The sequence below is a fragment of the Paenibacillus sp. J31P316 genome (genome assembly GCF_056269105.1).
Genome location: NZ_JBWDNI010000002.1, coordinates 1,206,303 through 1,223,740 on the forward strand (window position 1 = coordinate 1,206,303; position 17,438 = coordinate 1,223,740).

Here is a 17,438-nt window from a genome sequence, read left to right on the forward strand (position 1 = left end):
TCACCTCCAGCCGAGTATGGACACGCTCATGACCAGCAGTCATTACCGTTCTTCCTTCTCGGGCCCGTCGCCTTTGCCGATGGAATTACGCATGCTCGTATCTGCTTCGATGTTCTTGAAGTTCATATAATCCAGTACGCCGAGCTTGCCTTGCTTCAGCGCATCGGCCATAGCGAGAGGGACTTGGGACTCGGCTTCCACGACGAGCGCGCGCATCTCGACGACGCGTGCTTTCATCTCCTGTTCATGTGCGACGGCCATAGCGCGGCGTTCTTCCGCTTTCGCTTGCGCGATGCGTTTGTCGGCCTCGGCTTGCTCGGTTTGCAGATGCGCGCCGATGTTTTTGCCTACGTCAACGTCCGCGATATCGATGGACAAGATTTCAAATGCCGTTCCGGCATCCAAGCCTTTGCCTAACACCGTACGGGAGATGAGGTCTGGATTTTCAAGCACGTCCTTGTGGGATTCCGAAGAACCAACCGTCGTGACGATACCTTCGCCGACACGGGCTATGATCGTTTCCTCGCCGGCGCCGCCTACGAGTCTGTCGATGTTCGCGCGGACGGTTACCCGTGCTTTAACCTTCACTTCGATACCGTTCTTGGCTACCGCGGCAACGATCGGCGTTTCGATGACACGCGGATTAACGCTCATTTGGACCGCTTGAAGCACGTCGCGGCCGGCAAGGTCGATCGCCGCGGCACGCTCGAATTCAAGCTCGATATTGGCGCGCTGCGCCGCGATCAAGGAGTTGACGACGCGGTCGACGTTGCCCCCCGCGAGAAAATGGCTTTCCAGCTGATTGATCGTTAAGCCAAGACCCGCCTTGGTGGCCTTGATGAGCGGATTGACGATCCGGCTAGGCACGACGCGGCGCAGCCGCATGGCTACAAGCGTAATGATGCCGACGCGCACGCCCGATGCCAATGCGGAAATCCAAAGCATGATCGGGAAAAAGCTCATAAATACGGAAATGGCGATTATAGCCAATACGACGATGATAATAACGGTTACTGTCGGATCTAATGTCAATTGAACCCCTCCAATTTATTCGTTTTCGTGCAGCTGCCTGACAACGACGCGAGTGCCTTCCACTTGTATGACGACGACTTCCGCATTCGGCTGAACGAATTCGCCCAATGTGACGACGTCGACCCGTGCTTCTCCGATTCGGATCGTACCTGCGGGTCTAAGCGGCGTAATCGCAATCCCGCGCTGGCCGAAATAATCGGATTTGTTCACCGAAGAACGGTAGCCGTGCTCATTGGTGAGCTGATCGCGGAGAATGAATTTATGCCAAACTCCCTTGTGCGCGAATCGCTTCGCGACGATGATGACGATGACGGCCGCGATCACGACTGCAGCTGCAAGCGAGAGGAGAGCCGACTTCGGATTCGGAGCCGCGAGCAGGACGCCAGAGACTAATGAGGCCGCTCCCAGAATGCCAAGTATACCGAAGCTCGGGATAAAAAACTCCGAGAGCAGCAGCAGCAGCCCGATGATGAACAGCGCGACGTCTTCGAATCCGGCGAACCCCGATACGTAATGGCCGAAGAAATAGACAACGAAGGCCAGCATGCCGATAATGCCAGGTGCTCCAAAGCCGGGAACCATGAACTCGATGGCAATGCCGGCAATGCCGATGATCATCAGGATCGTCATCACCGCGGGATGCGTCAGAAATTCGCCGATCTTCTCCATAACGCTAGGCTCGTACGTGACGACGTTCGGCTGATCGAGGTGCAGGCCATTCAGCGCCTCTTCCACCGTTGCAGCCGTATATTCCGCATACCCTACCTTGACCGCGTCCTGCGCGGACAGCGACAGAATATCGCCCTTCTCCTTCGTCCGCCCGAGTTCTTTGAGCTCGACGACGAGCGACGTGTTAACCATGGCCGCTGCGATATTAGGATCGCGCTCGTTGAGCAGCGCGGCCGCCTTCATCTCCTCCGTCCAGACGGAAATCGTCTTGGGATTATCAATGAGCGTGCCGCTCCCGTCCACGACAGCGGCCGCGCCGATCGTGCTGCCCGGCTGCATGACAATTTGCTGCGCGTTCAACGAAATGTACGTTCCCGCGGACACTGCTTTCCCTTGCACGTACACCGTGGTCGGAACCTTGCTTTCGCGGATGAGCTCGCCGATATCGAGCGCGCTGCTGACCGTTCCGCCGAGCGTGTTCAAGACCAGCAGCACCCGGCTTGCTTTGGCTTCCTCCGCTTCTTCATAAGCCCGTTCCAAGTAGTGATACAGCCCCGAATCTACCGATCTGTCCGCCTCGACGACATATACGGTTGCACCCGCGGACGACGATGTCCCTCCGTCCGCCGCCGATGCGGATATGCCCGATAGAACGAGACCGAGCAGAACCATGACGGGCAGCAGCCAATTGATTTTGCGCCGAACGAATTGCCGCACAGATGTCCCTCCTTCGCGATTGAACGTACGACGTTACTCGATCCTCTATTACGGCTGATGCGTGAAAACGTTCCAATTAGCTGTGCGACGCCTCTTTCAGCCGCACCGCCGTCCAATCCGTCCGGTAAAACCGGATCATGATGGCGAGACCGAAGACCATCAAGAACGAATAGAGCGCCAGCCAAGCTCCCATGCTGCCCCAATGGAAGACGAAAATGAACAAATACGCGAGCGGGACGAAGAGAAGCCAGCTGACGACAAACGATATGCGAAGAAGGAACGTCGTATCCCCGATTCCGCGCAATCCGCCGGCATAGAAATTAAGCAGCCCGTCAAAAATTTGCAAATAGGCGGACACCTTAATGAGGTAGGCGGCCAGCACATACACCTCTGAATCATCGGTATACATATGCGTAATTTGATCCGCGAAAATAAATTCAACGGTTCCGAGCACAATGAGAAAGATCGATCCGAGGATAGCCGTATCGGTGCCGACTCTTCTTCCGAGCAACGGCGTACCCTTGCCCACGAACTGGCCGACCAGAATGGTCGCCGTGGAGCCGAAGGCGAAGGCCGGCATAAATCCGAAGGACATAATGCTCAGAGCCACCTCGTTGGCTGCCAGCGCCTGGTCGCCGAGCCGCGCTACGAACGCGGTAAAGATATACATGGATAAGCTGAGGGAGAATTCCTGCATGCCCAGCTTGCCGCTCTCCAGCATGATCAGCTTCATTTCCACCCATTTGAAGGTTAGCGTCAAATATTTGCGCGTCTGGAACTTCTTGTTCAAAATGACGAAGAAGATAAATGCGCAAATGAGCGTCTGGGCGCTTTCTCCGATTAGTATGGCGATCCCGGCACCCTTTAACCCAAGTTCAGGCAGTCCGAACTTGCCATAGGTCATGGCATACGTGAGGAGCAGAATCGGTACGTTCGCCATCAAGGACACGACCATGGACATCTTCGTTGCCCCAATGCCGCGAAGGAAACCATGAAAAGCAAAATTAATGATTCCGAAGGACATGGCATAGAATCGCAGCTCCAAATAAAAGCTGCCTGTTCGCACGAGGTCCGCCGAGCCGCCGGTCCATCGCAGCACGTCATCCGCGCCGACGAATCCGACGAAAGCGATTAACAGCGCGAAGGCCAGACACATATACATGGCAATATAGGTCCGCTGAATCCCCCGCTTCATATCGCCCGCGCCGTGATTTTGCGCAACGAGATAATTAACCGTATGACCGATACCGGAAAACAGCGCGAACGCATTATACATGATGATGTTGGAGACGCCGACGATCGCGATGATGAGCGAACCGAGCTGACCGACGATAATCAGATTAATCGTCCCGACCACGGTAGCGCTTGCAAAGGAAACCAAGGAAGGGATGGCCAGCAGCAGGATCTCTTTCCAATTACGTAACATGTGCTTGGATGCCTCGTTTCTGTAGGTTAGCCCTAATTGTCCCCCAGCCGGAGACGATATGTCAATAGCCTCCAATTGCAGGAAAAACGAAAAAACACTCCCCACGTAGAGGAGTGTTTGGCTGTAGCCTATGTTATTGCAGAAATTGCTGCACAAATGTGTTTACTAGTTTACCATCAGCACGCCCTTTTGTTTTAGGCAAAAGTGCGCTCATGACTTTCCCCATCTCGGCTTTCGAAGAAGCACCGGTCTCCTGGATGGTCTGCTGAACAATCAACTTGATCTCTTCTTCGGTCAGCTGCTGAGGCAGGTATACACTAATAATTTCAATTTCTGCTGCGACATCTTTCGCAAGATCATCGCGGCCGGCTTTGTCAAATTCTTGGAGGGAATCTTTACGTTGTTTGATCTCACGACTTAAAATATCAAGCACTTCAGCGTCTTCGAGCGGCCGCTTCAGATCAATCTCCTGATTCTTGATGGATGAACGAATCATCCGAATCGTAGTGAGCTTGAACTTCTCTTGGCTCTTCATCGCCTGCTTCATATCGTCGTTCAATCGTTCGCTAAGGTTCATTGTGGAAGGATCCTCCTAAAACTTTCTCTTGCGCGCAGCCTCGGACTTCAACTTACGCTTCACGCTAGGCTTCTCATAATGCTTGCGTTTCTTCACCTCGGCCAATACGCCATCCTTTGCGATGGTACGTTTGAAGCGGCGGAGTGCAGCATCGATCGTCTCGTTTTTGCGAACTTTTGTTTCAGACACCAGTTTTCCCTCCCTCCGAATCAGACCGTCCAAGAAAGTTAACACGGTTCATCAAATTTAATTATAGTGGATAAAGAAAGGCAGTGTCAACTTGATTGGACATGCTATTTTTTGCACGTTAGTTTAAGCCCTTTAATTTGGCCCCGCCAAGCACGTGAATATGCAAGTGATAGACGACTTGTCCACCTTCGTTGCCGACGTTATTGACAAGCCGATAACCGGATTCCGCAATGCCCTGCTCTTGCGCGATCTGGCGGGCGACGGTGAACAATTCCGCGATCAGAGCGTCGTCTTCGGCCGTCACGTCGTTCATGGTCGGGATATGTTTCTTCGGAATAACAAGAATATGTATGGGTGCCGCAGGCTGAATGTCGTGAAACGCAACGATGCGCTCGTTCTCGAACACTTTCTTCGACGGGATGCTGCCTTCGATGATTTTACAAAAAATACAATCCATGCATGACTGCTCCTTTCCATCGAAATGTTGCCTTCTATTTTCCATCATAACGAAAAAAAGGCAGCAAGTCCAATGCCGCGAACCAGCGTCCGCCGGGGCACGCTGGTTCTATTCGCGCAGCGCGAAGTTTACTGCGGGCGGTTCAATAGAATGGCAGAAGCGATAAGCCCAGCAAGGCGCCAAGCGGAAACACCTGCCGGTAGAAACGGCGGCGCGGAAAGTAGGGATAAGGATAGATCGGCGGGTAGAACGGGCCAGGGAAAAACGCGCGGTCCATCCCTCCGCAATGCGGTACCGCGATGCAGACGACCTCCTCGTCGATATGCTCGACGAATCCGTCGCAGCACCAGCCGTCGTGCGTTTGAACGAGCACGTAACGATGCATATGGTCGTGACACCATTTTTTCATATCATGCTTATCGTTCGTTGCCGGTTTGCCCGGGACTGGTCCTGTAGGCGTTTTGGACGCCGGGGAGACGACTGTTCCCGTGGACTTTTTACCCGATGGGGAGACAACCGTTCCCGTGGACTTTTTGCCCGCTGGGGAGACGACCGTTCCTGTGGACGCTTTGGCGCCGACAGGGGAAGTGGACACCTTCTTCTCCATGCTCAACATGACCTCCTTTATTCTCCTACCATGATATTCGCCCGTGGGCAAATGGCGCCTGGGAACGCGTAAAATGGGCGTTTGACGGGTGAGAATCGATGCCGATTTGATAGGACGAACCGTCCAAAATGAGATGGATTGGCCAAAACGCCGGACGTATAATGGGTTACAGATCCAAGCGCGGCGCGGCGCTTGGGAGGTAAGGACGAGCTGCTCGTCAAGCCTTGCGCGCGGTCAGGCCCAAGAGGCCGTCAAAATCAGGGGGAGAAGATTCACGATGAAAATAGCGATTATCGGAGGCGGACTTGCCGGGCTCACTGCAGCCGCTTATTTATCGGAACAGCCGGATACCGAAGGCGTATTGTTCGAGAGGAGCCCTCAGCTCGGCGGACGGGCATTCACGTATGAGAAGGCAGGCTTCACGTTAAACTACGGGGCTCATGCCATCTATGGTCTTGACCGCCATACGCTGTCCGTCATGGAGCGCGAGCTGCATCTGCGCTTCGGCAGCAAGCAGGTCGACAAGCGCAAGGTGATGTACGAGAAAGGCGAGCATCTAACGCCGGCCCCGCTCGATTTCAGAAATTTGGTCAAGACGGATATTTTGTCGGGCATGCAGAAGGTGCGGTTCGTCGGGGAAATCACGGCCATCATCGCGAATATTCATCAAATCAAGCATTATGCGACGCTTGGCGACTATTTGGCGGAATCCGGCGCAGCCGAGGACGTCAAAGAGCTGTGGGAGCATCTGGTATGCAGCAATTTCTTCATCGCGCCCGAAGACGCACGCCGCGTTCCGGGCGCCGTCATCAGCGAATACTATCATAACCTGTTTCTCTCCAACCGGCCCGTCAATTACGTGCTGGGCAGCTGGGCAGTCATTACCGACCAGCTCCGCGACAAAATCGAGTTGGCGGGACGCTGGTCGATCGCCATGCAGGAAGGCGTCGACGGCATTCAGTACGATCGCGGCAAATACGTGCTGAAGACGAAAGCACGCGAAGAAGCGTTCGACCGCGTCGTGTTCGCCATGCCCGTTCAACAGGTCGTCAAGCTGCTGCGAGGCACGCCATGGGAGCCTTTCCTCGAGCCGTACGAGCATAACTCCGCGACGGAGGTCATGGTCTATGACGTCGGACTCAGCCGCGTCGTCGCCCGGCCGTTCAGCTACATCAGCGACATGAACCATAAAATGTTCATTTCCGACGTATCCGCGACGGATCATACGCTCGTTCCGGAGGGCGGACAGCTGCTGCAAGGAATCGCGTATCTAAGCGACGAGAACGCCGGAGGCGAAGGCGACCGCAAAACGTATTTGGAGGAGCGGACGCAGCAAATGGAGGCCCTATTCGACCGGCATTATCCCGGCTGGCGAGATGCCGTTGCCGTCAAGCGCGTATCCAAGAAGGCCATGGTGCAGAGCGTCAAGAACGTTGCCGGCAACAAGCTTCTGCCGATCCGGATCGAGAACATGCCCTTCTACTTCTGCGGCGACGGCTGCGAAGGCAAAGGCGAGCTGGCAGAGCGCGCTTTCTCCAGCGGGCGACTAGCTGCGGAGCTGCTGGCGAAGGAATTGGCCCGGGTGTGAGGAATGTGGAAGTGAAATGGGAATTAACAAAAGAACGGCCGCGTATCCTGCGAGGGATACCGCGGCCGTTCTTTGTTGTACTTACGTGTTTACTGCTACGTGTTTACGTGCTTAAAGATAATGGCGATATTGACGGTCGTTTGAATCAGCCTTTGAAGCTCAAATCGGCTGGCGCGTTCATCTGCTCCAGGAGCTTGCCGGCGATCGGCGGCCATTCCTTGTTGACCAGAATGATGAGCGCCTGCTCCTGATTGATCGTGTCCTGCTGGAAAGCCGACAGCTCTTTCTCGCAAGCTTGATAGATTTGAACCAAGCTCTGCAGATAAGCCTTTTCTCCATCGTTCAGTGGCCCATCATGATTGCCGATCGCTTGCAGCGACGCCAGCGTCTGATCCATGAAATCGGCTGCGCTGCGTTTGGCTGCCGGAAACGGCTTGCCGTTCACGTCCTCCGCCTCCCGGATGAAATCCGTCACGGCCGATGCATTCACGTAAGACGCGAGCAACTTGCTCTTGGCTGTCATGCGGCCGGCAGCATCCGTCGCGCCTGCCATTGCCGCCGACTGCTTCTCCGCCTCGCTCAGGAAGACTTTCGCGGTTTGAGCGGACTGCAGAATCCCGGTTCCTTGATCGACGCGGTCCGTTTGCGCGTTCTGAAGGTTTCTGGTGTATAAAAACACGTTGCCGATTAAACTGAATGTCAGCAACAGAAGTACGACCGGCGTGAATATCGGCCGTTTCGTGCGCGGCTCTTCCACAAAGCTGCCCCCTACATCGATTGTTCCGCCATCGGCGGGCTTAATGCCCGTCCCATCGGCATTCTCTTCCCTACGTTAGCGGTTTCCCGCCCAGAAAGCAACCGGGGGCAAGCAACGTTAACAGATCCGTCACATCGTTTCGAGTTCGACGGAGCTTCCTCTGCCGAACGGTTCCGACGGCGTGACGATCAGCCTGCGCGGCAGTCTCGCCCGGAGCTCCGGCACGTGGCTGATGACGCCGACCGCGAGCGTCTCGTGATGCAGCTTCTCGAGCGCGGTGATCACCGTATCAAGCAGCTCGGGGTCGAGCGTGCCGAAGCCTTCGTCCAAGAAGAAGAACTGCAGCGGATACTTGCCGCGAAGCTGAATCTGACTAGAGAGCGCAAGCGCAAGCGCGAGCGAGGCCAGGAAGGTCTCCCCGCCGGAGAGCGTCGAGACCGGCCGGCGGATGCCGCCTCCGGCGTCGTCGCGGATCACGAAGCCGCCCGCCGAGTCGACCTCGAGCGCATACCGCCGCTTGGTCAGGAAGCCGAGCCGCTCCGATGCGGCTCTGCATACCTGAACGAGCTGCTCCTCCGCGACGTACTCCACGAACGCATTGCCGCGGAATACCGTCTGCAGCGATTTGAGACGGCCTGTCAGCCTTTCCATGCCCAGGCGCTTGGCTTCCAACGCGTTCCACCGCTCCTGCTTGCCTCGGAGCGATTCCAAGTCCCGATCGGCCTTGGCCGCGAGCTGAAGAAGCTGCTCGTTCTCGGCTTTCAACCGCTCCACGTCCGCGGTCGATTGCTCCCACTCCTCCTCGGTCAGCGTACGCCCGCCGAGCTGGTCGCGGAGCAGCCGGATCTGCGCGGCGTATTGCTGCTCCTGCTCGCGATGCCGGGCGATAATGTCCGCCATCGCAGCTTGCTGCTGCAACAGCGGCTCCAGAGCGGCAATCTCTTCCGCGCCGTCGAACGGCGAGCGTGCCAACGCGGCTTCCCATTCGCCGGCTGCTTCCCGGTTCCGTTCCAGCGCAGCGCGCTCCGCTTCCGCGGCGCCCGTACGCTGCTCGGCCGCCTGCTGCAGCGCTTGCTGGGCCGCTTCATGGCTTTGCGTCAGCTGCATGTTCCGATCGCGGAGAGCAGCGAGCTCCCGCTCGGCGTCCTGAATGAGCTTGACCGCGGCTTGACCATCCGTGACGGCGTTGACCTGCTGTTCTTTCTCGGCCAGTTGCTGCCGTTGGGCGGTCAGCGTCGCTGTCAGTTGAACGGCTTCCAGCTGTGCTTCTTGAGCCAGCCTGCCGCTCTCTTGCAGTGCTTGCGCCGTCTCCTCGATGTACGTGACGCTCTTATCCAACCGAACGCGCAGCTCGTCAGCAGCTGCCTCCCTCCGGTCGAGCTCCTGCAGCGTCTCTTCCGCCGCAGTCGGCTGAAGCTCTGGGCCGAACAGCGTCAGCCATGCGGAGCGTTCGCGATCCAAATCTGCCTCGCATTGGTCGAGCTGAGCCAACGCGCGGCCTGCAAGCGCCTGCTGCGTCGATAATGCCGCCGTGCTTTGCTCCAGTCGGCGAGCCGTTTCTGAGCAGCGCATTCGCGCATTCGCAGCCGATTTATCCGCCGCGGCGAGTTGTTGCCCATTCTGGTCGATCAGCTCCCGCAGCGAGGCGAGCACCTGCTCGCCATGCTCAAGCGCCTCCGAGGGTTGCGCAGCCCCGGCCGGATCCAGCGCTTCGAGGCTGACGATGCCAGCCGGAATCGCGGCTTCTGCAGCCGCTGCCGCTTCTGCCAGCCGGAACGACTGACTGTCCATAGAGCTGGCGGTTTCTTCGCCGCGTCCAGCTTCTTGGAGCGATTCCAGCACGCGTTCCACAGCCGATTCCGCTTTGGCCTGCAGCGGAGAGAGCTCCAGCTGCAGCTGCTGATAACGGCCGCCCAGTGCTTCCCATGCCTGAAGCAGCGCGTCGTCTGACTCGTTCGCCGCCGATGGCGCGGCGTGGCGAACGTGGCGTTCACTGGAGCCGCAGACTGGACAAGGCTCCCCGTCCTTCAGATCTGCGGCTAACTGAGCAGCCAACTGCAAGCGCTGCTGCTCGCGCAGTCCTTGACGGACGCGCTCCATCCATCCGGGAAGCGCTGCTTGCATCGTGCGAAGCTTGCCGCCGATATCGGCAAGCATGCTTCGTACCGGCAGCAGGCGTTCGGCTTGCGCGGTTAGGGCTGCGACAGCCTGTTCATGCTCGGCCTTGGCGGCATCCTTAGCCCGCCCTACCTGATCGCGCAGTGCTTCAGCCGCGCCCTGTTCCTTCCGCGCCGCTTCAGTCTGCGCTGCGAGCCCGTTATATTGCTGCAGCCGCTTCGTCAAGCTGCTGCGCTTCTCCCGGTCCGCGGTTGTCAGCTCCACGTCCTTCAGCTCCGCGCGCAGCGCCGTTTGTTTGGCCGTTGCGCGGCCCAGCATCTCCTGCGCCTTCGCGGCTTGCTCGCCGAAGCTGCGCTGGCGTTCCGTTGCGCTGTCCGCTCGCTGCGCGACGTCCGCGATGCCTTCCGCGAGCGCGGCGGCTTCGCCCTCGAGGCGCTGCGCGCCCGAGAGCTGGTCGAGCCGCCGCGCCAGACGCGGCTCGCCTTCAGCGGCCTCGGCGGCGGCGGCCGACCAGGCTGCGGCCGCGGCCGTGGCCGCCTCCTGCCGCGCGGCATGCGCCAGCGCGGCGTTCTCGCGGCGCGAAGCGGCTGCGCGCAGCGCCGCTTCGGCCGTGCCCGCGGCGGCGAGCGCCGGCAGCAGCCGCTCCGCCGCCGCCAGGCGCTGCAGCTCGCGCTCCAGCTCCGCTACGCGCGGAGCTTCCGCCTGCAGCTTCGCGTGCAGCGCTTCCTTCTCGCGCAGCGCCGCCAGCCGCTCGCGCACCTGCGCACGCTCCGCGTGCTGCCGATCCGCTTCCGCGAACAGTGCCCGCGCCTCGGCGGCTGCGGCTGCCGCTTCGCGGTACCGGTCCGCAGCCGCGGAGACGGCCGCGTCGGAGGCGTCGCCGAGGCCCAGCTGCTCGGCCGCTGCCTCCTGGAGCGCGGCATCCGCCGCTTTCATGCGCTGGCTGAGCTTCAGCGCCAACCCGTCGCCGTACCGTTCCATATGGAACAGGCGCTGCAGCATGGAGCGCCTGTCCTTGCCGGTCAGCGACAGGAACTCCGCGAATTTCCCTTGCGGAAGAACGACCGCCCGCGTGAAATCCTGCATGTTAAGCCCGATCTGCGCTTCCACGCAGCGCGTGACGTCAGCCAGCTTGTCCGCGATGACGACATCCCCGGCATCCGTCACTTCCACGAAGCGGCTCAGCGTATTGCTGACGGACACGTCGCTGCCGCGCTTGAACTGCCGTTCGACGCGGAACCGCTTCTGCTCTCCGCCGCCGGACAGATCAAACGTGAACGCCACGGCCAGCGTCTTCTCGGCTTGGTTCATAATGCCCTGCGTCCCGTTAGCCGCACGCTCCACTTTGCCGTAGAGCGCAAGCGTCACGGCGTCCAATATGCTGGACTTGCCGCTTCCCGTAGGACCGAAAATACCGAATACGCCGGCTTCGCACAGGCGCTCGAAATCAACTTCCTGCACCTCGCGATAACTCTGCAGTCCGCTCAATCGCAGTTTAATCGGCTTCATGCGCCTTCACCTCCTGCCTGAAGTTCGCGGCCATCCTCGTCCGAGGCGGCTGTCGGCGCTTCATTCTCTACATCTTCCGCGATCAGCTCCAGAAACAATTGAACCGTCTCCGCATCGGGCTCTCCGCCCCCAGTCTGCCTGGAGAAGAACCGGCGGAACAGCTCCTCGGCGGGCAGCTGCTCGCGAGCTCTCGCATCCAACTCGACCATCGCCTCCATCTCAGGATAAACCGGTCGGATGTGGACGAGACCTTCGTGCTGGCGCCTAAGCTGCTGAATATGCTGCAGCGTCATCGCCTCAGACATATGTATGCTGAGATCAATCCATGATCTTGCATCCCGCCCCTCCTCGAGCCAGCCGTACACTTCGGCGAGGCCGCCCTTGGCATTCCAGCTGACCAATGGCCTGCCTGCGCTGAGCGGAATTTCGCGCGGCACGACGAGCTTGCCCGGCTCCGCTTCAAAAACGGTCACGGCTTTGGCCTGCCCGGCTTCCGAGAAGCTGTAGGCGAGCGGCGAACCGCTGTAACGCATCGTTTCATCGCCGGCTACCCGCTGCGGTCGGTGCAAATGGCCCAGTGCCACGTATTGCGCGCCGATTTGGAGTGCCGACGGATCGACCGTATAAGCGCCGCCGATCTGGATCGGCCGCTCGGAGTCCGTCTCCAACCCTCCCAGCACGTAAATATGACTCATGGCCAAATTGACCGTGTCGCTGCGGAAAGCCGATCCCAGCTGCTTCATCAGCCGGCCGACCCGCTCCGAATAGGCGCTCCGAAGCTGACCTTCATCGGTCGCTTCGCTCAGCAGCTCGCGCAAGCGGGATTCCGACGGATACGGAAGCGCCGCGATGACCGCCTGCTCGCCGGTTCGAGGTACGTCGATAATGAGCGGTATATCCGTTGGCATGCCGACAAGCCGGATCCCGCTGCGCGCGGCTAGCGGCGCGGAAGCAGCTACGCGGTCCGGATGATCGTGGTTGCCCGCGATAACGGCAATCGTCCGTTGTCCGCCGTCCGCGAGCCGCGAAACGGCTTCATAGAAGAGCCCCTCCGCCGCGGCGGGCGGATTGACGGAGTCGTAGACGTCGCCGGCGAGCAGGACGAGGTCGATGCCCTCGTCCTTCACCAGCGCGGCAAGCTCGTCTACGAAGGCCGCTTGCTCCTCGATCCGGCTGCGGCCTTCCAGCGAACGGCCGAAATGCCAGTCCGCCGTATGCAATATGCGCATGTGTATTCGTTCCCCCATCCCATGATCCAAGATGACGCGGCTGACGTCGTCCCAAAGCGGCGCAGCGTCGTTCAATCCTTGGACATACAAAGCCAATTTATATTCGTCATACTCGGCATGCTTGTAAGTTAAAACAATTTGACCGCTTTCCCGCCGTCCAGGAAAAAGACATAACATTCATCCACCTTGCGGCCAAGAATGCCTGCAATCGCATCTGCGTAAAGCGTTAACTGGAAGCGATGGCGCTCCGCCGCTTCCGTCCAGCGTCCCATGCGCACGCGATCCGTTTTGTAATCGAGCAGCACGAGTCCGCGGTCGTCCTCGAAGAGACAGTCGATGACCCCTTGAATCAGGATCGGTTCATCGCTTACGCCTTCCGACAGTCCCGGATAGACGCGGGAAGCCGGCAGCGTGCAGCTGAACGGCGTCTCTCGTCTCACCCATGGCGCCGCGAGCAACCGTCGCCCGACCTCTTCGCGGAAGAAGGCTGCGGTTCCCGCAACGTTCACCGCGTCCGCTTGCTGCTTCGTAAGCATGCGGCGCTCCACAAGACCAGCGACCGAAGCGGCTATCGTATCATCCGATACGCCTTCATGTGCGCCGAGCGGTATATGCTGCATGACCAGATGGCTGACCGTGCCTCGTTCCGCCGGCGTAAGCGATACCTCCTCCATGAACCGCGGACGCCGCAGCCGGAACGTATACTCTCCGCCTCGGTTAGCGTTTCGAGCGGAAAATCCGCCGCTCGACTGGCCCGGCTCCGCATCGATACTCGCTTCATGCTGCACGCCTTCCGCTAGCCCATCCCCAGATTCAACCGATAGCGGCTCTGACAACGAAAAGTCGCTGCTGAATAAGTCCAGCTGCTCCAGCACCAGCTCAGAGTCAGTAAGCTTCGTCAGCAATGCCTCTGCATTTGGCATTGCCTCTCCGCTTCCTGCTTCTTTAGCCGCTGCATCCTCAACCAGCGAATGGCTTTCGACTTCTTCCAAGACCGCATCGTCATCTGCGCTTGCAACCTCGGGAAGGAGCAGCGCATCTTCATCCATGCCCATTTCCGCATGGAGCCGCTTCATCTCCGTGACCGATGTTTTCGCGGCGGTCATTGCCGCCTGCAAGAACGGATACTGCCAGCTGAGCCGCCGGTCGATTTCGGCCGCGGTACCCGAATCAGCCGCTTCGTCAACGAGAGCAAGATGCTGAACGGCAGTCATCCGGCTTTCGAACTCGGCTCTGGCCGCCTCGTCTGCCTCCAAAGCTGCGGCTGCCTCTAAGCCGAGCAATGCCGCGGGGACAACCGACGTACGCCAATCGCGGAACGCAATAACCGTCCCTTCTGCGGCTGCCGAAGGCGAAGTCCCGCTTGCTGCTTCATTCTCTGACAACATACCTTCCGTGCCCGCCAGGATGCCGTCCTCCATAGGCTGGACGATCGCCCCTGCCGTTTCAATAACGGCATCGCCAGCCACAATGGATCCGGCAGCTCCATCGTCGGTCTCGCCTGCCTTGAGCGCTCCGTCTGCGTCATCCCCGATCTCCAGCGCATCCACGCGCTCGACCGAGAGCGGAATTCCCGCTCCCATCGCAAGCGGACCGAGCCAATCCAGAAACCGCGCAGCGCCCGCGATGCGGAAATCCGGCAGCTGGCCCTCCGCGTCAAGCGCAGACTGCCATCGCTGCAATTGCTTCTCGGCATCGCCGACGGTGCCGACGAGGAACATTTTCTCCTTGGGCCGCGTCAGGGCGACGTACAGAATTCGCATTTCTTCCGCCAGCGATTCCATTGCAAGCCGCTGCTTGATGGCCAGATACGGCAAGGTCGGATAAGCGACTCGAAGATCCGTATCGACGTAACGAGGGCCGAAGCCCAGCTGCTTATGCATCAAGAACGGACTATGCAAATCCCGGCGGTTGAACGACTTGCCAAGACCGGCCGCGAAGACGACAGGGAACTCCAACCCTTTGCTCTTATGAATGGACATGATGCGCACGACATCTTCCTGTTCCCCGAGCGCCCGTGCCGTACCAAGGTCACCGCCGCTGTCCCGCATCCGGTCGATAAACCGGAGAAAACGGAACAAGCCGCGCAGCGTCGTCGCCTCGTACTGGCGCGTGCGGTCGTGCAGCGCGCGAAGATTGGCCTGACGCTGCAGGCCTCCGGTCATGCCCCCTACCAAATCGTAATAACCTGTTTCCCGATAGATCCGCCATAAAAGATCGGCCAGCGACCCTTGGCGTGCCTCATTCCTCCATGCTTCGAGCGCTTCCAGGAAACGGTTCAGCCTGGTCCGTGTCTCGTCACGCACCGATAGATCATCCGCAGCTGTCCGTACGGCCTCGAAATAAGACACGCGTCCGCCTGCGATACGAATGCGAGCCAGCTCCTCGCCGGATAAACCGACGATCGGCGAACGCAGCGTCCCGGCGAGCGGAATGTCCTGGTACGGATTATCGATAACGCGCAGCAGAGAGAGCATCGTTTCGACCTCCGTCGCTTCGAAGTATCCGCTGCTCAGCTCGGCGTAAGCAGGAATGCCTTGCTGCTGCAGCTCTTCGATAATGACGGGCGCCCACTGCTTATCGGCCCGAAGCAATATGACGATATCCCGCCATGCCAGCGGACGCTTGCGCCCTTTCTTGCCGTCATAGACGAGAAAAGGTTCTTCGGCTTCCGCTCCGGCCATCCCCTTCAGCCGCAAAATCTGACTGGCAATCCAGCGAGCTTCCAGCTGCACGACCTGCAGATCCTCTGCGTTTTCGGTCGGCGACTCGCCGTCTTCGGCTTCCGAAATCGCGTCAACGTCGGCAGCTTCGGTCCGTTCCTCTCCGTCCTCGCCGTTTCCGCGGTCGAGCACCGCAAATTCTACCGCATACCGCTCGGGCGGCCCGCCGTCACTCGCAGACGGATACGAGGCGCCGCATACGAGCTCGGCCCGCTCGTCATAGTCCATCTCGGCCGCCTTCTCCCGCATGATCGCGCGGAACACTTCATTGACGCCGTCCACGACCTCTTGGCGGCTGCGGAAATTGCGGGCGAGATCGATACGCACGCCATATTCCGCATCTGGATTTTCGCTAGCCGCAGCTGCTTTTCCGACAGGAAAATTCCCAGCATCCCTAATCTCCTTAACCCCTTTAATCTCCGAGGCCGCCGCGTAAGACTTGTATTTGCGCAGGAACAAACCCGGCTCCGCCAGACGGAACCGGTAAATGCTCTGTTTCACGTCGCCGACCATAAAACGGTTGCCTCGGCCCGGCCGGCTGATCAGCGTCACGATCGCTTCCTGCACCATGTTCGTATCCTGATATTCGTCCAGCAAAATCTCATCGAACTGCTGTTGGTACTCCAATGCCGCCGGAGACGGCGTCATGCTGTCCGGCGTCGAGGAGGCGTCCCGCAAAATCCGCAGGCAATAGTGCTCCATATCGCCGAAATCGATCAGACCTTTCTCCAGCTTCGCCGCCTCAAACCGGGTACCGAACTCATCCACGAGCCCAGCCAGCGTCTCCATAAGCGGCGCGGATTCCCGAAGCTCCGCGGCAAACTGTTCCGGAGTCCTCATGAACAGCTCGTCGTTCAAGCCGCCGATCATCTTCTTGGCCTGCTCGCGCAGATCCTTAGCCTGCTGCTGCAGCGCTTTGTCGAACGTATCGCCGCGTTGGCTCTTCAGCTTGCCGAAGCTCGCCGACGCAAACGCCTCATGCCAGCTATCCCATGAGCCGTTCCCGACTTTGCCGATCAGCGCGCGCACAACTCCGAGGTCATCTTGAAACGTCTCGCCGTACGCATCGGGACCTGCCGGCAGTTGCGTCAGGACCAGCGCCTGTTCCAGCAGACTCTCAGCACCCTGCAGCGTCAGCGCGACGGCGCTGCCCAGGCTCGACACCCATTCCGAGCGTCCAAGCTCCGCAGCATCCTGCACGCGGAACGAGGCGGCAGCGTCTTGCAGCCACGCCTTCGGCCAGGGATGGCTCTGCGCGAAATTGTACAGCTTCAACACGAGCGCATAGAGCGGCTCATCCCCGCGCTCGCCGCCGAACCGGTCTACAAGCGATAGGAACGCCCCGCCTTCCGGTCCGTCCAGTTCGGCATAGCGTTCTTCGAACAGCTCGTCCAGCACGTCCATGCGCAGCAGCTCCGCTTCCGTCTCGTTCGCGATCCGAAACCCCGGATCAAGTCCGATGAGCGAATAGTATCGTCGGATAACGTCCAGACAGAAGGAATGCAGCGTCGTTATCGATGCGCGGCCCATGAGCGCGAGCTGTCTTCGCAGATGGTCGGAGTCCGGTTTCTTATCGAGCTCCTTCTCGAGCGCGATCCGGATTCGCTCTTTCATCTCGGCGGCTGCCGCTTTCGTGAAGGTCGCGACGAGCAGCCGGTCCACGTCGGTATCGGCGGCGATCTTGCGTATGATCCGCTCGACAAGCACGGCCGTCTTGCCCGACCCGGCCGCCGCCGCGACGAGAATATTGCTGCCTCCCGTCACGATGGCGCGCCATTGATCGTCCGTCCAGGTGCTGCCCGGCGGCTTGGCCGGCACCGGCATCGTTTGCTCACTCATC

At 59.3% G+C, this 17,438-nt stretch carries 12 protein-coding genes; 1 reads left to right on the forward strand and 11 read right to left on the reverse strand.

What is annotated here, in order from left to right:
- Positions 1–42: 42 nt before the first annotated feature.
- The 7 genes from floA to AC0YNU_RS11115 all read right to left on the reverse strand — a co-directional run bounded on the left by floA (position 43) and on the right by AC0YNU_RS11115 (position 5,674).
- Entirely contained in the window at positions 43–1,032 is a 990-nt protein-coding gene (gene floA / locus AC0YNU_RS11085; protein WP_475756148.1) for a flotillin-like protein FloA, read from the reverse strand.
- 15 nt (positions 1,033–1,047) lie between these two features.
- Positions 1,048–2,418 carry an NfeD family protein gene (locus AC0YNU_RS11090; protein WP_475756150.1) on the reverse strand — a complete coding sequence of 457 codons (1,371 nt, stop codon included), beginning with the start codon at positions 2,416–2,418 and terminating at the stop codon, positions 1,048–1,050.
- Between the two features lie 76 nt (positions 2,419–2,494).
- The gene (locus tag AC0YNU_RS11095; protein WP_475756153.1) at positions 2,495–3,844 is read right to left on the reverse strand and encodes an MATE family efflux transporter; all 1,350 of its coding nucleotides are present in this window, start codon (positions 3,842–3,844) and stop codon (positions 2,495–2,497) included.
- Between the two features lie 133 nt (positions 3,845–3,977).
- On the reverse strand, positions 3,978–4,421 hold the full coding sequence (locus tag AC0YNU_RS11100; RefSeq protein ID WP_161703132.1) for a GatB/YqeY domain-containing protein: 444 nt from the start codon (positions 4,419–4,421) through the stop codon (positions 3,978–3,980).
- A 15-nt stretch (positions 4,422–4,436) separates the two neighbouring features.
- Positions 4,437–4,610, reverse strand: a complete 174-nt coding sequence (gene rpsU, locus AC0YNU_RS11105) for a 30S ribosomal protein S21 (protein WP_090573672.1) — start codon at positions 4,608–4,610, stop codon at positions 4,437–4,439.
- 118 nt (positions 4,611–4,728) lie between these two features.
- Complete coding sequence (locus AC0YNU_RS11110; protein WP_475756155.1) at positions 4,729–5,067, reverse strand: histidine triad nucleotide-binding protein; 339 nt, start codon at positions 5,065–5,067, stop codon at positions 4,729–4,731.
- 142 nt (positions 5,068–5,209) lie between these two features.
- The gene (locus AC0YNU_RS11115; RefSeq protein ID WP_475756157.1) at positions 5,210–5,674 is read right to left on the reverse strand and encodes a hypothetical protein; all 465 of its coding nucleotides are present in this window, start codon (positions 5,672–5,674) and stop codon (positions 5,210–5,212) included.
- Between the two features lie 277 nt (positions 5,675–5,951).
- Here AC0YNU_RS11115 and AC0YNU_RS11120 point away from each other — a divergent pair, with 277 nt between their 5' ends.
- Complete coding sequence (locus AC0YNU_RS11120; protein ID WP_475756159.1) at positions 5,952–7,262, forward strand: FAD-dependent oxidoreductase; 1,311 nt, start codon at positions 5,952–5,954, stop codon at positions 7,260–7,262.
- A gap of 145 nt (positions 7,263–7,407) precedes the next feature.
- On the opposite strand, the gene AC0YNU_RS11125 is transcribed toward AC0YNU_RS11120, so the two are convergent.
- The 4 genes from AC0YNU_RS11125 to AC0YNU_RS11140 form a co-directional block, all read right to left on the reverse strand.
- The gene (locus tag AC0YNU_RS11125) at positions 7,408–8,019 is read right to left on the reverse strand and encodes a hypothetical protein (RefSeq protein ID WP_475756161.1); all 612 of its coding nucleotides are present in this window, start codon (positions 8,017–8,019) and stop codon (positions 7,408–7,410) included.
- A gap of 129 nt (positions 8,020–8,148) precedes the next feature.
- Positions 8,149–11,646 carry an AAA family ATPase gene (locus AC0YNU_RS11130; RefSeq protein WP_475756163.1) on the reverse strand — a complete coding sequence of 1,166 codons (3,498 nt, stop codon included), beginning with the start codon at positions 11,644–11,646 and terminating at the stop codon, positions 8,149–8,151.
- Positions 11,643–12,875, reverse strand: coding sequence for an exonuclease SbcCD subunit D (locus tag AC0YNU_RS11135; protein ID WP_475756165.1), 1,233 nt, complete (start codon positions 12,873–12,875; stop codon positions 11,643–11,645). The genes AC0YNU_RS11130 and AC0YNU_RS11135 overlap by 4 nt, the downstream gene beginning before the upstream one ends.
- Before the next feature lie 128 nt (positions 12,876–13,003).
- Positions 13,004–17,437 (reverse strand): UvrD-helicase domain-containing protein, encoded by a 4,434-nt coding sequence (locus tag AC0YNU_RS11140; RefSeq protein ID WP_475756167.1) that lies wholly within the window; start codon positions 17,435–17,437, stop codon positions 13,004–13,006.
- Position 17,438 lies beyond the last annotated feature (1 nt).

What these genes read in the sequence shown, in the direction of transcription:
- AC0YNU_RS11115 (WP_475756157.1), bottom strand. Translation starts at nt 5,674, where the DNA reads ATGGAGAAGAAGGTGTCCACTTCCCCTGTCGGCGCCAAAGCGTCCACA.
- AC0YNU_RS11140 (WP_475756167.1), bottom strand. Translation starts at nt 17,437, where the DNA reads ATGAGTGAGCAAACGATGCCGGTGCCGGCCAAGCCGCCGGGCAGCACC.
- AC0YNU_RS11130 (WP_475756163.1), bottom strand. Translation starts at nt 11,646, where the DNA reads ATGAAGCCGATTAAACTGCGATTGAGCGGACTGCAGAGTTATCGCGAG.
- AC0YNU_RS11110 (WP_475756155.1), bottom strand. Translation starts at nt 5,067, where the DNA reads ATGGATTGTATTTTTTGTAAAATCATCGAAGGCAGCATCCCGTCGAAG.
- AC0YNU_RS11100 (WP_161703132.1), bottom strand. Translation starts at nt 4,421, where the DNA reads ATGAACCTTAGCGAACGATTGAACGACGATATGAAGCAGGCGATGAAG.
- AC0YNU_RS11095 (WP_475756153.1), bottom strand. Translation starts at nt 3,844, where the DNA reads ATGTTACGTAATTGGAAAGAGATCCTGCTGCTGGCCATCCCTTCCTTG.
- AC0YNU_RS11120 (WP_475756159.1), top strand. Translation starts at nt 5,952, where the DNA reads ATGAAAATAGCGATTATCGGAGGCGGACTTGCCGGGCTCACTGCAGCC.
- AC0YNU_RS11135 (WP_475756165.1), bottom strand. Translation starts at nt 12,875, where the DNA reads ATGCGCATATTGCATACGGCGGACTGGCATTTCGGCCGTTCGCTGGAA.